The 15,815-nt window shown below is 28.4% G+C and carries 16 protein-coding genes and 1 pseudogene; 9 read left to right on the top strand and 8 right to left on the bottom strand.

What is annotated here, in order from left to right; genetic code table 11:
• The first annotated feature begins 275 nt into the window (after positions 1–275).
• From L3J60_RS09255 to tnpA, 3 genes and pseudogenes are all read left to right on the top strand, one after another.
• Positions 276–1,811: an OstA-like protein gene (locus L3J60_RS09255; protein WP_291975217.1), complete on the top strand. Its 1,536-nt coding sequence runs from the start codon at positions 276–278 to the stop codon at positions 1,809–1,811.
• Positions 1,808–3,001 carry an aspartate aminotransferase family protein gene (locus L3J60_RS09250; protein ID WP_291975216.1) on the top strand — a complete coding sequence of 398 codons (1,194 nt, stop codon included), beginning with the start codon at positions 1,808–1,810 and terminating at the stop codon, positions 2,999–3,001. The genes L3J60_RS09255 and L3J60_RS09250 overlap by 4 nt, the downstream gene beginning before the upstream one ends.
• A 211-nt stretch (positions 3,002–3,212) precedes the next feature.
• A pseudogene (gene tnpA, locus L3J60_RS09245) lies at positions 3,213–3,637 on the top strand (IS200/IS605 family transposase).
• A gap of 28 nt (positions 3,638–3,665) precedes the next feature.
• Here tnpA and L3J60_RS09240 read toward each other — a convergent pair.
• Positions 3,666–4,058: a DUF6249 domain-containing protein gene (locus L3J60_RS09240; protein WP_366837131.1), complete on the bottom strand. Its 393-nt coding sequence runs from the start codon at positions 4,056–4,058 to the stop codon at positions 3,666–3,668.
• Positions 4,059–4,161: 103 nt separating this feature from the next.
• Here L3J60_RS09240 and L3J60_RS09235 point away from each other — a divergent pair, with 103 nt between their 5' ends.
• Together L3J60_RS09235 and L3J60_RS09230 are read left to right on the top strand one after the other, a co-directional pair.
• The gene (locus L3J60_RS09235) at positions 4,162–4,737 is read left to right on the top strand and encodes an RNA polymerase sigma factor (protein WP_291975215.1); all 576 of its coding nucleotides are present in this window, start codon (positions 4,162–4,164) and stop codon (positions 4,735–4,737) included.
• A complete protein-coding gene (locus L3J60_RS09230; protein ID WP_291975214.1) occupies positions 4,734–5,150 on the top strand; it encodes a hypothetical protein in 417 nt (138 codons plus the stop codon). The genes L3J60_RS09235 and L3J60_RS09230 overlap by 4 nt, the downstream gene beginning before the upstream one ends.
• A gap of 14 nt (positions 5,151–5,164) precedes the next feature.
• Here the strand turns inward: L3J60_RS09230 and L3J60_RS09225 are convergent, their stop codons facing one another.
• From L3J60_RS09225 to L3J60_RS09215, 3 genes are read right to left on the bottom strand one after another with little or no spacing between them, the layout of a single operon-like run.
• A complete protein-coding gene (locus tag L3J60_RS09225; RefSeq protein WP_291975213.1) occupies positions 5,165–5,836 on the bottom strand; it encodes a PrsW family glutamic-type intramembrane protease in 672 nt (223 codons plus the stop codon).
• Between the two features lie 10 nt (positions 5,837–5,846).
• Entirely contained in the window at positions 5,847–6,242 is a 396-nt protein-coding gene (locus tag L3J60_RS09220; protein ID WP_291975212.1) for a DUF2752 domain-containing protein, read from the bottom strand.
• Between the two features lie 4 nt (positions 6,243–6,246).
• Positions 6,247–6,519, bottom strand: coding sequence for a CD225/dispanin family protein (locus L3J60_RS09215; protein ID WP_291975211.1), 273 nt, complete (start codon positions 6,517–6,519; stop codon positions 6,247–6,249).
• Positions 6,520–6,688: 169 nt separating this feature from the next.
• Here L3J60_RS09215 and L3J60_RS09210 point away from each other — a divergent pair, with 169 nt between their 5' ends.
• The gene (locus L3J60_RS09210) at positions 6,689–7,246 is read left to right on the top strand and encodes a DNA mismatch repair protein MutS (RefSeq protein WP_291975210.1); all 558 of its coding nucleotides are present in this window, start codon (positions 6,689–6,691) and stop codon (positions 7,244–7,246) included.
• On the opposite strand, the gene L3J60_RS09205 is transcribed toward L3J60_RS09210, so the two are convergent.
• Positions 7,247–7,735 (bottom strand): hypothetical protein, encoded by a 489-nt coding sequence (locus tag L3J60_RS09205; RefSeq protein WP_291975209.1) that lies wholly within the window; start codon positions 7,733–7,735, stop codon positions 7,247–7,249.
• A gap of 51 nt (positions 7,736–7,786) precedes the next feature.
• On the opposite strand from L3J60_RS09205, the gene L3J60_RS09200 reads away from it, so the two are divergent.
• Both L3J60_RS09200 and L3J60_RS09195 read left to right on the top strand, forming a co-directional pair.
• Entirely contained in the window at positions 7,787–8,923 is a 1,137-nt protein-coding gene (locus L3J60_RS09200) for a cysteine desulfurase family protein (RefSeq protein ID WP_291975208.1), read from the top strand.
• On the top strand, positions 8,920–9,891 hold the full coding sequence (locus L3J60_RS09195; protein WP_291975207.1) for a type I phosphomannose isomerase catalytic subunit: 972 nt from the start codon (positions 8,920–8,922) through the stop codon (positions 9,889–9,891). The genes L3J60_RS09200 and L3J60_RS09195 overlap by 4 nt, the downstream gene beginning before the upstream one ends.
• On the opposite strand, the gene murB is transcribed toward L3J60_RS09195, so the two are convergent.
• From murB to L3J60_RS09180, 3 genes are all read right to left on the bottom strand, one after another.
• Positions 9,888–10,889: a UDP-N-acetylmuramate dehydrogenase gene (murB, locus tag L3J60_RS09190; protein ID WP_291975206.1), complete on the bottom strand. Its 1,002-nt coding sequence runs from the start codon at positions 10,887–10,889 to the stop codon at positions 9,888–9,890. The genes L3J60_RS09195 and murB overlap by 4 nt on opposite strands.
• The gene (locus L3J60_RS09185) at positions 10,890–12,083 is read right to left on the bottom strand and encodes a pyridoxal phosphate-dependent aminotransferase (RefSeq protein ID WP_291975205.1); all 1,194 of its coding nucleotides are present in this window, start codon (positions 12,081–12,083) and stop codon (positions 10,890–10,892) included.
• A gap of 300 nt (positions 12,084–12,383) precedes the next feature.
• A complete protein-coding gene (locus tag L3J60_RS09180; RefSeq protein ID WP_291975204.1) occupies positions 12,384–12,830 on the bottom strand; it encodes a DUF1573 domain-containing protein in 447 nt (148 codons plus the stop codon).
• 110 nt (positions 12,831–12,940) lie between these two features.
• On the opposite strand from L3J60_RS09180, the gene L3J60_RS09175 reads away from it, so the two are divergent.
• Positions 12,941–15,565 (top strand): valine--tRNA ligase, encoded by a 2,625-nt coding sequence (locus L3J60_RS09175; RefSeq protein ID WP_291975203.1) that lies wholly within the window; start codon positions 12,941–12,943, stop codon positions 15,563–15,565.
• The last annotated feature ends 250 nt before the right edge of the window (positions 15,566–15,815 follow it).

Genomic DNA, 15,815 nt, shown 5'->3' with positions numbered 1-15,815 from the left:
TCCGTAATCTTACATAACGTCCGTCACCCTGAACTTGTTTCAGGGTCGTATTCAATAAAACACTGGTTATCAGACGAAAATGAGATGCTGAAACGAGTTCAGCATGACGGTGTTCTTTATTATTACTAATTACGGACATACAATAGTTTTTTTAATAAAAATTCGAAGTCAAAACAGATTTTTCTAATACTAAATTGTTATAACTATTTTTATTTATACTAATTCTATACTTCCATCCTACTTTTTTCTTAGTTTTGTACAAAATTAAATTAAATTTGAAAAAAGTACTTATACTAAGTTTTATATTGTTAGCTAGCTTTGGTTTTTCTCAATCCAAAAAAATAAAAATTCTTAAAGCCGATAACACCTTTGTTAAACCCGAATTTCCAGGGGCAACCATATCTATGGGAAATGTATTTATAGAACATGAAGGTGCAACACTTAGATGTGATAAAGCCTATATTTATCAAGATAAAAAATTGATAAAAGCGATGGGTAATGTTATTGTGAATCAAGGTGATACCATTATTCAACACAGTAAATATACCGATTATGATGGCATAAAAAAAATAGCCACATCTTGGGGAAATGTAGTTTTAAAAGATGAATTAATGACTTTAAAAACGGACACCCTTCAATTTGATAGAACTCAACAGAAACTATATTATAATTGTGGAGGAACAATTATTGATAGCACAAATATTCTAAAAAGTAAAATTGGTACTTACTATCTTAAAAATAATAAATTTCAAGCCTTTACTAATGTAACGGTTATAAATAAAGACAGTAACCTAAAAACAAATCATTTAGAATATTACACTTCTACTGGAATTGCAGAATTATTTGGACCTTCTACTATTATAGGTACTAAAGATTCCATCTATACAGAAAGAGGAACCTATAATTCTAAAACTAACATTTCAACCTTTATTAAAAACTCTAAAATTTTTTATGAAGATAGAACTATTGAAGGTGATAGTTTATATTATAATGGAAATCTTGAGTTTGCATCAGCAACCAATAATATAAAAGTAATTGACACCATAAACAAATCTATAATTAAAGGCAATTATGCTGAATATTTTAGATTAAAAGATTCTGTTTTTATCACTAAAAAAGCACTCGCTATATCAACTGTTGAAAAAGATTCACTTTTTATGCATAGCGATACCATTATGGTTACAGGTAAAGTTGAGGATAGAATTGTTAGAGCTTTTAGAAACGTTAAATTTTTTAAAACCAATTTACAAGGTAAATGTGATTCTTTAATTACCAACGAAAAAACTGGTTTAACTAAATTATTAGTAAATCCTGTGTTATGGGCTCAAGGAAATGAAATTATTGGAGACACTATTTATTTAATTTCAAATACTAAAACTAAACAATTAGATTCCTTAAAAATTCTGGGGAATGGTTTTATGATTCAAAAAGATTCGGCGGGATTTAGCCAATTAAAAGGTAAAAACATGTACGGTAAATTTTCTGATAATAAACTCACTTCATTAAAAGTAATTGGCAATAGTGAAGTTATTTTTTATATTAGAAATGAACATCAAGAATTAGTAGGTATTTCAAAAATGAAAAGTAGCAATAACATTTTTATTACTTTAGAAAATAATCAAATTAATACGATAGATTTTAATAAAAAACCCGATGGTAAAACCTATCCTCCATCCAAATTACCTAAGGATGAAAAATTGTTAAAAGGATTTATTTGGCGTGAAGATGAACGACCTTTGACAAAAGACGCTATTTTTATTCATGAAAAATCAACAATTAAAAAGAAAGATTTAGAAAAAAGATTGGAGTGAAAAAAGATTTTTTTAAATACCAAGCACAAACTTCTCCTCATCCTTTAGCTATAGAAATTTCAAAAGCGGAAGGTTGTTACGTCTATGATACTAAAGGGAAAACATATCTAGATTTTATAGCAGGAGTTTCAGCAAATACTTTAGGTCATAATCATCCCGTTATTTCGCAAGCAATTAAAAATCAGGTTGACGCTTACACTCACGTAATGGTTTATGGTGAGTTTATTCAAAAACCACAAGTAGAATTTGCTAAATTATTAGCTAATAATTTACCTAAATCGTTAGAAACTGTTTATGTCACAAATTCTGGAACTGAAGCCACTGAAGGAGCAATAAAATTAGCAAAACGATATACAGGTCGCTATGAAATTATTGCAGCCAAAAATGGCTATCACGGCAATACACAAGGTGCGATGAGTGTTTGTGGTGCTGAAAATCAAAATAGTGCATTTAGACCTCTAATTCCTGGAATAAAATTTATAGTGTTTAATAATGAAGTTGATTTAACTAAAATTACTACAAAAACAGCTGCCGTTATTTTAGAAACTATTCAAGGTGGAGCTGGTTTTATTGTTCCTAAAAATAACTATTTACAGAAGGTTAAAAAACAATGTGAAAAAGTTGGAGCTTTATTAATTTTAGATGAAATCCAATCTGGAATAGGAAGAACAGGTAAATTGTTCGGATTTGAAAACTATAATGTAATTCCAGATATTATTGTAACTGGAAAAGGCTTGGGAGGTGGAATGCCTATAGGTGCTTTTATAGCTTCTCATAAAATGATGAGTGCTTTAAAAGAACATCCTAAATTAGGTCATATTACTACTTTTGGCGGTCATCCTGTTATTACTGCAGCTGCGTACGCAACACTTTCAACACTTCTAAACTCTAATTTAATTAAGGATACTTTACAGAAAGAAGCATTAATAAGAAAATTATTAATTCATCCGCTAATAACCGAAATAAGAGGAAAAGGTTTAATGTTAGCTGCAATAGTTAAAACTAATAAAATAGCTTCCAAAGTAATTTTAAAAAGTTTAGAAAAAGGGTTACTTCTATTTTGGTTATTATTTGAAGGAAAAGCAATTCGTATTACTCCTCCACTCACTATTACAGAAAATGAAATTAAAAAAGGTTGTGCTATTATTATTGAATGTTTAAATAAAATTTATACTAAAAAAACAGTTTAAAACATACTAAAAATACTCGTTGTGCATTTTAATTCTTTGAACATACTATTACATCAGTTCGAGCTTGCCTGTCGGCAAGGCAGGTAATTTTTTGATAAAAAATGGTATCGAGAATGGCTATTTTTAAATAAAAAACCTATTCTCGATACTAATTTTAAGCCTAAAAAGGCTAAAATTCACTCGAATTGACGAAATTTTATAATAATGCACAATGGGTAAAAGTTTGTTGTTGTATCATTTTGTATTCCCCATAAAGTATCGTGGCGATGTTTTAACAAATTCGGTATCTCAAACTCTGAAAAGGATTTGTCAAAAAATAGAGGAGCGTTATGAGATTCATTTTTTAGAGATTGGCTTGGATGAAAATCATGGTCATTTTCTAATTCAAAGTGTTCTGATGCTTTCGGCAAAAAAGATATCGAATGTAATAAAAAGTATTACTGCTAAAGAGATTTTTCGTTTGCATCCTGAGGTGAAACAAAAATTATGGGGAGGTAATTTTGGACAAGTGGTTATTATGTTAATACGGTGGGTCAATATGCTAATGAAGTAGTGATTAAAAAATATTTACAAAATCAAGGAGCAAACAATAATAAGTATGAGAAAATATATGAAAATCAACTACGTTTGTTTTGATATCTCGTACGCTCTGCGTCGAGGTAGTTCATTCTTTTTCAACTAGCTTTTTAGATAAGTTAAATCCGATAAATAATCCAAGTCCGGCCATTAAAAATATGGAGCCAGTATAGCCAACTTCTTCTTGAATAATAGTATAAGCATCTATAATTGAGCCTATAAAAACACCTGCACCAATACCCATAAGTAATACGGAAATGTTTAATATTAATATTTTCCAAATAGGCACGGAAGATTTTTTTTGAACTTTGGCACTAAAAAATATACTGGCGTCAGCACCTTTTTCTATTAAAGCCAATCGTTCTTTGTTTCTAGTTGAATAGTGTAAATAAAAAATTCCAAAAATAATTATAAATAAAGCGATAAATACTGGTCCTGGTCCCATCATAATATAAAATTTTAAGTTTCTAATTTGTTTCATTTGGTATGACGAATATTATTTTAACTCGGTTACAAAAAAAAGTATATTATTTTTTTGATGTAACTTGTAACCATAGGTTAATTAGAATCGTCAAACCTTTAAAATGACCAACCAGCCAGACGAATACTATATAGAACAAACTTTAAATGGAAATGTAAATTATTATGCTTTTCTTGTTGAAAGGTATCAACAAATGGTGTTTACATTAACCATTAGAATTGTTAAAAATAGGGAAGTAGCAGAAGAAATTTCACAAGATGTTTTTGTGAAAGCTTATGAAAATTTAGAGAGATTTAAAGGAGAATCTAAATTTTCTACTTGGATTTATAAGATAGCATATTATGCAAGTTTAGATACTATAAAGCGAAATAAAAGACAATTAAATTTTGAAAATATAGAAACAATTAATGAAATTAATTTTGAAAAGGTACAAGATGCTTTACAATCTTTACAAGATAAAGAGCGAAAAATAATAATTAATAATGCACTTTTTAAATTATCAGAAGATGAAAGAGTAATTTTAACGCTGTTTTATTTTGAAGAAATGTCTATAAAAGAAATTTCAAAAGTCGTAAATTTGTCTTTAGATAATATTAAAATTAAACTATTTAGATCTAGAAAAAAACTTGCATCAATTTTAAAAAATGTGATTGACCCACAAACTATTAATTTAAGATGAAAACTAATAAAAACATAAAAGATTTTACAAAATACATTATAAGAGAATCTAGTCTTGAAAAGCCTTCCGATGATTTTGTGTACAAAGTTATGGATAGTATTAATTTGGAAAGCAATGCAATTTATGAAAGTAAATATAAGCCATTAATATCTAAACTTGGTTGGATTATAATTTCTTTAGGGTTAATTTTGTCTAGCATTTATTTTTGGTCTAAAAAGTTTTACAAATCCAATTATTTAGCAGACTTAAATTTATCTTTTTTAACTAATTTCAGTTTAACTAAAATTTTTAATGAAATAAATATTCCAAATACATTTTCAATTGTATTTGTATTTTTTACGGTATTGGTAATAATTCAATTGATAGTTATTAAAAAGTATTTCTATAAAGCTACTTTTAAAAATTATCTCTAATTTTTGAGATATTTCTAATTAAATTTCGAATTATTTTGATGGATTTTAATTGCCTTTCTAGCTAATATAATCCCTGCACCTAGAGAAATAAATGCTCCAATTGAAAAACCTGGAATAAAATTAATGAATAAGAAAAAATCATAAGAACCATGGAAAAGGATAGCTAAACTTAATCCTATTAAATTCCATTTAGTTTTATGGTTTGAAAATTTTGCAATTCCCATAAAATAACCCATAATAATAGCAAAAACCGCATGAGCTGGGATGGCAGTTAAAGCTCTTAAAAAAGCTACTTTTATTCCGCCTTCAAATACATATAAAACATTTTCTACAAAAGCAAAACCCATAGAAACCATAACGGCATATATTATTCCATCAAAAGGTTCGTTAAAATCTTTTTTGGGTTGAGCATAATAACGGACTATAATGTATTTACTAAATTCTTCTACCAAACCTACCATCAAAAATGCTTTTAAAAATTGATGAAAAACATTTAATTTATCTGGATGAGGAAGTAAAACATCATATAAATAATATAAAATGCTACTTATTAAAATACTTGCAATTGCACCTAATAAAAAACTATAAAAAAGTAATAATTTTGGCTCTTTTTCATATTTATCTTTTATATAAATAAAAATAATTACTGCAATCACTGGTGCAGAAGCCAATATAAGTAAATTCATAATGGTTATTTTAATGAGGAGCTAGTAAATTGAATGGATAAAAAGGTAAATTTCTAAGAATCCAAAAAATTAGGATTATAATTAAGAGTATCCAAGGAGTTTTAGGATGATAAATATAATTGTAACTGTTTTTATGAAAAAAGGAATTTAAAATACGTATAATTAAATGATATATTAGAATAAGTATTCCTAAAACGTATAATGCGTTTTGCCTAAAAACTCCTAAAATATTTAAGTGTAATAATTCATGTGTTGCTCGCTGGCTACCACAACCTGGACAATAAATACCTGTAGTAACATATAAAGGACATTTCGGTAAAAAATTTACACTTGATGGATTTATATAAAAATAAAGGAATGCCAATAGAATTCCACCTAAAAGCATTCCTAAATGTTTTAATTTCATGTAATTATTGATTACTTAGTCCTAAAATAGCTAATCCACCTAATGCAAAAACAAATACAATGGATAAAATCACAGAAATTACTGCGGCAATTATGCTCCAATTCATCCACTTTTTTGCCCTTTTAGAAGAAGCGATTGCACCTTCATAATCTCCTAATGCAAATTTTGAGTTAACTTGGCTTGCAAATACAATTCCTGCAATACCAAAAGGTAAACAACAAAAAATAGTGACTAAAATGGATTCAACTAAGTAATTTTTTGGAGGTTTCTGACCCATCTTTTTCTATTTTAAAGTTTGATTAAGGCTAATGTAGAAAAATTAAATAAAAGAAGAGATTCTTTTGAGTAAAAAAGTTGAGTGGTCTTTTTTTATTTCGCAAAGTATTATAAAAATAATTAAGTTAATTTTGCGTATAATAAATCAAAAATTTAATTTAGATTAACAAATGAAGTTTAACGTAAATGATAAAGTTGCAGTTATTGATGATGTAATTACAGGAAAGGTAATTTTGGTTTCGGATAAAAATATTCAAGTTGAAACTTCTGATGGATTTACATTTAATTTTTTACCTTCAGAGTTAGTAGTAATTAGAGAAAGCCAAAAAGAATTATCAAAATTTAGTGATATTGCTAATGAACATTTGTTGGAGAAAATTGAAGCATCTTCAAAAAAGAAACAGCCTAAATTTAAAAGTAATTTAAAACCTAATAAGTTACCTCCAATGGAAGTGGATTTGCATATCCAAAATTTAACATCAACCACAAGAGGATTAGATAATTATGATATGCTTACTATGCAAATGGAAACTGCCAGACGTAAATTAGAGTTTGCCATTAAAAATAGAATTCCTAAAATCGTTTTTATTCACGGTGTAGGGGAAGGAGTCTTAAAAACGGAATTAGAATTTTTGTTTAAAAAATATCCTGTAGAATGGTATGAAGCTTCTTTTAAAAAATATGGCTTAGGAGCAACAGAAGTATATATCTATCAGAATTCCAAATAATTAGACGTTTATAGTAATACTACCAAAGTAGTAGGTTTCATAAAATATTTTCCCAGAGTTATCATTAAAAAGCAAATTAGTAAAAGTAATATCATACGTATAACTGACTATAACTCCGTTATCATCAACTTCTGCCGTTGTAATAATTATAATTTCTCCATCTGTTGCTTTTAGTTCTTTTAATACATTTGGACTTGCAGGTGGAATGGTTTGACAAAAATAGTCTGTTCCGATAGCACTATCAAATATTCTGTAATTCACAGGTAGAAGTGTTGATATGGAGTAGGTTTTAGTTCCCTTAGTTGTAGTAATTTCATTTGATGATAATACTAGGGTAAGCACTTCAGTTTTATCTGTATTTGTTCTGTAAAAAACATAATTTCCACAACTATTTATAGTTGCTGTAAAGTCAAAACTAGGTACATCAAAATTTCCATCGTTGCACGAATTTAAAATTAGTGCTAAAAATAAAATTACTATTTTTTTCATGCTTCAAAAATAAGAAAAGAAAACCATATATTTTAAGTAATTTTGCTAACCATGAAAACTATTTATTTAGACAATGCCGCAACAACACCAATGTTGCCAGAAGTTATTGAAAGTGTTACCGCAGTTATGAAAAGTACTTATGGTAATCCTTCATCTACACACCAAATTGGACGAAAATCGAGAGCTTTAGTTGAAAATGCTAGAAAAAGTATAGCCAATTTATTAAATGCTTCTTCCAGTGAACTGTTTTTTACGGCTGGTGGAAGTGAAGCGGATAATTTAATTTTACATAATGCAGTTACCAATTTAGAGGTGAAAACCATCATTTCCTCTAAAATTGAACATCATGCCATTATTCATACTATTGAACATTTAAAAGAAAAATATAATATTGAAGTTAAATGGGTAAATCTAACTTCAAAAGGATCAATTGATTACAATCATTTAGAAGAGTTATTAGAAAATACTTTGACTAAAACTTTGGTGAGTTTAATGTATGTAAATAATGAAATTGGAAATATACTAGATTTAAAAAAAGTATCGAATTTTTGTATTAAAAACAAGGTATTATTTCATTCTGATACCGTTCAAGGAATTGCTCATTTTGATATTGATGTTGTTAAAACTCCTATAGATTTTTTTACTGCAAGTGCACATAAATTTCACGGACCAAAAGGAGTAGGTTATGCGTATATTAAAAAAGGATTTGGAGTTCAGCCATTGCTTTTTGGTGGTGAACAGGAAAAAGGAGCACGAGCTGGTACCGAAAATATTCATAGTATTTATGGGATGCAAAAAGCAATGGAAATTGCTTGTAAAAATTTAGAAGAAGAAGCTAAATCTATTCAAGCTATTAAAAGCTATTTTATTACTAGTTTGAAATCTAATTTTGAAGGTATTAAATTTAACGGATTGTCAGAAAGTGAAACGGAAAGCAGTTATATTATTCTAAATGTACGGTTTTCAAAAGCTTATCCAATGTTGTTATTTAATCTTGATTTAAAAGGAATTGCAGTTTCTGGTGGTAGTGCTTGTCAAAGTGGAAGCTCAAAAGGTTCTCATGTGCTGCATGAAATTTTAGAAGAAAAAGAAACGTTAAAAACTTCTGTCCGATTTTCATTTAGTAAATTTACGAGTAAAACGGATATTGATTATGTAATTTCAATTTTAAAAGATTTGATAAAATGACGATAAATTATCCATTAAAATTTAAACCCATTTTAAAACAAAAAATTTGGGGAGGAAATAAATTAGTAGCGGTATTACATAAAATTTCAACCGATAAAAATATTGGAGAAAGTTGGGAAATATCAGATGTTGATAACAATATTTCTGTGGTTGCTAATGGTAAATTAGAAGGAAAAACCTTAAAAGAATTAGTTAAAAAGTATAAAGGTGATTTTGTAGGAAATAAAAATTATCTAACTTTTAATGATAAATTTCCTTTATTAATTAAGTTTATTGATGCGGCACAAGATTTATCTGTTCAGGTTCATCCAAATAATGAATTAGCAAAAAAACGTCATAATTCCTTTGGAAAAACGGAAATGTGGTACATTATGGAAGCTGAAGAAAAATCGAATTTAGTATTAGGATTTTCAAAAGAAATTTCACCTAAACAATACAAGGAATTATTACAAGAAAAAGCCATAACTTCTGTTTTAAATTTTGAAAAAATTAAAAAAGGTGACGCTTTTTTTATTGAAACAGGAACCGTTCATGCTATTGGTGCCGGCGTTGTTTTAGCCGAAATTCAGCAAACATCAGATATTACGTATAGAATTTATGATTGGGATAGAGTAGATGCTCAAGGAAATTCTAGAGAATTACATACGGATTTAGCCATTGATGCTATCAATTTTTCAACAAAACTTAATACAAAACGAAAATACGATAACCAGTTAAATAAAATAAATACGTTGGTTACTTGTCCGTATTTTAAAACTAATTTTATTCCAGTTAAAGGAGAAATAACGTTAGATTATAGTAAAACAGATTCGTTTGTGATTTTTATGTGTGTGGAAGGTTCAGGAACTATTAGCATTAATAATAATTCTGAAAATATTAATTATGGCGAAACTATTTTAGTTCCTGCTACGGCAACTTCTGTATTTATAAAATCTAGTAATTGTAAATTATTGGCAGTTACAGTTTAGATAATATTTACTTCAATTTCTAAATTTATATTGAATTCTTTTTTAACCGTTTGCTGAATTTTTTTAGCAAGTTGATAAATTTCTTTTCCCGTTGCATTTCCATAATTCACCAAAACTAGAGCTTGTTTTTCGTGAACTCCAGCATCACCAAAACGTTTGCCTTTAAATCCACATTGTTCAATTAACCAACCTGCAGGTACTTTTATCTCGTTTTCTGAAACTATATAATGAGGAATGTTTGGATGATTTTTTGTTAATTTTTTAAACAAATTCTTATCAATTACAGGGTTTTTAAAGAAACTTCCGCTGTTTCCAATTTTCTTAGGATCAGGAAGTTTACTTTTTCTAATTGCTATAACTGCATCAGAAATATCTTTAATACTTGGATTTGGGTTGTTTTGTAAATATGTTTTTATAGCTCCGTATGAAATATTTGTTTTATGCTTATTTTTAGTCAATTTAAAAGTTACATTAATAATAATGTATTTACCTTTTAACTCATTTTTAAAAACTGAATTTCGATAACCAAAATCACATTCCTCTTTAGTGAATATTTTTATTTTTCCAGTTACTATTTCCAACGCTTCTAATTGATAAAAAGTATCTTTTATTTCAACTCCGTAAGCTCCAATATTTTGAATAGGAGCCGTGCCAACATTCCCTGGAATTAATGAGAGATTTTCTAATCCGCCATAATTTTGAGAAATGCACCACAATACAAATTCGTGCCAATTTTCACCAGCTTCCGCAGTAACAAAAACAGATTGTTTCTCAGTATCGTTTACTATAATACCTTTTAAATTTAGATGAATTACTAATTTATCTATTGATTTGGTTAGCAGCATATTACTTCCGCCACTTAAAAGAAAAATATCTTTTTCAGAAGTTGTAATTTTTTTTAAATCAGCTAATGAATTAATTTCAATAAATCGATCTGCAATTACATCAATACCGAAAGTATTGTAATTTTTTAAAGATATGTTTTTTTGAAGATTCAACTATAAAGCGTTATAAGTTTCTATTGCTTTTTTCAAAATTTCTACCGACCTAATTAAATCTTCATTTTTTAAAACATAAGCAATACGTACTTGGTTTGTTCCAAAACCTGGTGTAGAATAAAAACCTGCAGCAGGTGCCACCATTACCGTTTCATTATTCAAATTAAAATCTTCTAATAACCATTTTGAAAATTTATCGGTATTATCAACAGGTAACTCAGCAACACAATAGAAAGCTCCTTTTGGCGTACCAACTTTTACACCTTTAATTTTTTTAAGTTCTCGAATTAAAGTATCTCTTCTACTTTTATATTCGTCATTTACTTCTTTAAAATAGGAAGCGGGAGTTTCCAACGCAGCTTCACTGGCAATTTGAGCAAAGGTTGGTGGACTTAAACGTGCTTGTGCAAATTTTAACGCAGTACTTATTACTTCTTTATTTTTAGAAACTAAACAACCAATTCGAGCTCCACACATACTGTAACGTTTTGAAACAGAATCAATTATAATAGCATTATTTTCTAATCCAAAATTATGTAGTACCGATTGATGTTGAACATTATCATACACAAATTCACGATATACTTCATCTGAAATAATAAATAAATCGTGTTTTTTAACAATAACAGCCAATTTTTCAATTTCTTCTTTTGAATATAAGTATCCCGTTGGATTTCCAGGATTACAGATTAAAATTCCTTTAGTTTTTGATGTAATTAATTTTTCAAATTCTTCAATAGGAGGTAAGGCAAAATTATTTTCAATTTTGGAAATTACAGGAACAATTTTCACTCCAGAAGAAGTTGCAAAACCATTATAATTTGCATAAAAAGGTTCAGGAATTATAATTTCATCACCAGGATCTGTAATAGTACCCATTGCAAAAAGTAAGGCTTCAGAACCGCCTGTGGTTACTATAATTTCATTTGCAGTTACCTCAATGTTTTGCTTTTTATAATAGTTAGCAATTTTGGTTCTATATTCTTCTGAACCTTCAGATCTGCTGTAGGCTAAAACTTTAATAGTATTATTTTTTACAGCTTCTAAAGCAATTTCAGGAGTTTTTATATCAGGTTGACCAATGTTTAAATGAAAAACTTTTATTCCTTTTTTCTTAGCATTTTCAGCATAAGGCACCAATTTTCGTATTGGTGATTCTGGCATGTTTTTTCCTTTTAATGAAATAGAAGGCATAATTTTTTTGTTTTAAAATCTATACTACAAAATTGCGAAAATTAATTTAATTTCATTATTAATCAATTGTTAAAGGTTAAGATTATAATAAAAATCAATGGTAAAAATTACTCCTTTCAATTTAAATTAAAAAGTAGATTAAAATAAATAGATTGTCTAAAAAGTCTTTAAAACCGTCATTCTGAACTTGTTTCAGAATCTCATCTTGTTGATTACCAGTTGTTATGAGAACCTGAAACAAGTTCAGGTTGACGAATTTTTTACTTTTTATACAGTCTCTTTATAATTGTAATTTGTATTTTAATTTGCAGACATTGCTGGTTTTTTCTTTATTACAGCAGATTCTGGTTTAATTACAATACCTTTAATTCTAAGTACTTTAACTTTTTCTGAAGCATTAGAAAATATGGTAATAGATTTTGAAAAACCTCCAGGTCTGTTAGTGGCATATTTTACACCAATTTTTCCAGTTTTACCCGGCATAATAGGTTCTGTTGGTTTTGTTGGAACCGTACATCCACAACTAGACTTAATTTTTGAAATTACTAAAGGGGATTTACCAACATTGGTAAAGTTAAACTCTCGAACACCATTGGAATTCAAATCTACTTTTCCATAATCAATCACTTGTTTTTCAAATTTAAAAACCGGAGCATTAGCATTAACTGGGGCTTTTACTTCTTGTTTTTTTTGAGCATTCATAGTAAAACCTATAAATGCAATCATCACAAATACTAATTTTTTCATTTTTTCTAATTTTAAAGTGTAAAGTTAGTTATTTTTTTATCCTAACAAAATATTTTAAGTTTATCTAATAATTGTACATTTGCCAATCGTATCACAAATATCAGACCAAAATGAGTTTAGCATCAAAATATAACCCAAAAGAAACCGAGACTAAATGGTATAATTACTGGATGGAAAATAATTATTTCCATTCCACACCAAATGATAAAAAGCCATATACTATCGTAATTCCTCCACCTAATGTAACTGGCGTTTTACATATGGGGCATATGCTAAATAATACCATACAAGATGTATTAATAAGAAGAGCTAGACTAAAAGGATTTAATGCGTGTTGGGTTCCTGGTACTGACCATGCTTCTATTGCTACGGAAGCAAAAGTTGTTGCTAAATTAAAAGAAGAAGGTATTGAAAAAACTGATTTAACTCGTGATGATTTTTTAAAACATGCTTGGAATTGGACACATAAACATGGTGGAATAATTCTAGAACAACTTAAAAAATTAGGGGCTTCTTGCGATTGGGAACGTACTAAATTTACGATGGATGAAACTATGAGTGAATCTGTTACCAAAGTATTTATCGATTTATATAATAAAGGATTGATTTACAGAGGTTACCGCATGGTAAATTGGGATCCATCTGCAAAAACTACGTTGTCTGATGAGGAAGTTATTTTCGAAGAAAAACCCGGAAACTTATACTACGTAAACTATAAAATTGAAGGTACAAATGGTGTTTTAACCATAGCAACTACACGTCCTGAAACTATTTTAGGTGATTCCGCAATCTGCATCAATCCTAATGATAAGCGTTTTACACATTTAAAAGGAAAAAAGGCAATTGTTCCTATTGCAAATAGAGTAATTCCTATAATTGAAGATGAATATGTAGATGTTGAATTTGGAACAGGTTGTTTAAAAGTTACACCAGCACACGATCCAAACGATAAAATATTAGGAGAAAAACATCAATTAGAAGTTATTGATATTTTTAATGATGATGCTAGTTTAAATTCCTATGGATTGCATTATCAAGGAAAAGATAGGTTTGTTGTTAGAAAAGAAATTACAAAAGAGTTAGAAACTATTGGAGCTTTGGTAAAAGTAGAACCTTATATGCACAAAGTAGGTACTTCCGAAAGAACTAAAGTGGATATTGAGCCTAAAATATCAGCACAATGGTTTTTAAAAATGGAAGATTTGGTAAAACCAGCGTTGAAAGCAGTTTTGGAAGATGAAGAAATTAAGTTTTTCCCTAAACATTATAATAACACATATCGTCATTGGTTAGAAAATATTAGAGATTGGAATATTTCTCGTCAACTTTGGTGGGGACATCAAATTCCTGCTTATTTTTATGGAGATGGTGTTAATGATTTTGTAGTTGCAAATTCAAAAGAAGAAGCAGCTAAATTAGCTTCTGAAAAATTAGGAAAACCTGTTTCAATAGAAAGCATACAACAAGATCCCGATGCTTTAGATACTTGGTTTTCATCTTGGTTATGGCCAATTTCCGTTTTTGATGGTATTAATCATCCAAATAATAAAGAAATAGAATATTATTATCCAACTAATGATTTGGTTACCGGACCCGACATTATTTTCTTTTGGGTGGCACGTATGATTTTTGCAGGTTATGAGTTTAGAAATGAAAAACCATTCAGTAATGTTTATTTTACAGGAATTGTTCGTGATAGTAAACGAAGAAAAATGTCTAAATCATTAGGTAATTCACCTGATCCTATTGAATTAATGGAAAAGTATGGAGCAGATGGCGTTAGAGTAGGAATGTTGTTGAGTTCAGCAGCTGGAAATGATTTATTATTTGAAGAAGATTTATGTGCTCAGGGACGAAATTTTTCTAATAAAATATGGAATTCTTTTAGATTGATAAAAGGATGGGAAGTTGCCGATATTCCACAGCCTGAAAGTGCAAAAATTGCAATTGCTTGGTATAAAGCTAAATTTCAAAAAGTACTAAAAGAAGTTGAAAGTTCCTTTGAACAATACCGAATTAGCGAAGCTTTAATGAGTATTTATAAACTTATTTGGGATGATTTTTCATCTTGGTTTTTAGAAATGATTAAGCCAGCATATCAACAACCAATTGATTCAAAAACATTTAAAGCAGTAATTGAATTACTTGAAAATAATTTAAAAGTATTACATCCTTTTATGCCTTTTATTTCAGAAGAAATTTGGCAAAATATTGAGAGTAGAAATCCAAGTGAAGCATTAATTATTGCAGCATATCCTAAACTAAATTCAGTTGATGAAACTTTAGTTGGAGAGTTTAATTTTGCTTCAGAAGTTATTTCTGAAATTAGAGCTATTAGAAAGGAAAAAAATATTTCTTTTAAAGATAAAATAGAGGTTTTTGTTTTAAACAATGAAAATACTAGTCAAAATTTTGATGCTATTATTCAAAAAATGGGCAATCTTTCAAAATTTGAGATAGTTTCAAAAAAAATAGAAAGTGCATTGAGTTTTAGAGTAAAAGCTAATGAATATTTTATTCCAATAAACTCAACAATTGACGTTGAAGAAGAAAAAGCTAAATTGACTGAAGAATTAAAATATACAGAAGGTTTTTTAAAATCTGTTCAAAAGAAATTAAGTAATGAGCGTTTTGTAAATAATGCACCAGAACAAGTTATTTTAAATGAACGTAAAAAAGAAGCAGATGCTTTAGCTAAAATGGAAACTTTAAAAGCTAGTTTAAAAAGTTTATAAAAACAATATTGTTGCTATGGCTGGCAGTGGTATTTAGAAATAAGATGTTACAAATTGTAACATCTTATTTTGTTTTTTAATAGAAATTAAACCTGTTGTACATAAACATACTATTGAGTAAGTTCGAGCCTGCCTGTATTCTATGACACTACCAAATAAAATTTCATTTATTTAAGCAACAAATTTTAAAGTGTTAACATAAGGTGTTTGTCTATTAACTGTAGCAAAAGCTCTTGCCATTAATTTACAT

This window comes from Lutibacter sp. (assembly GCF_021647475.1).
Lineage (GTDB): Bacteria > Bacteroidota > Bacteroidia > Flavobacteriales > Flavobacteriaceae > Lutibacter.
Note: the sequence above shows the minus strand (reverse complement) of the source record. Positions and strands in the feature narration are given on the sequence as shown.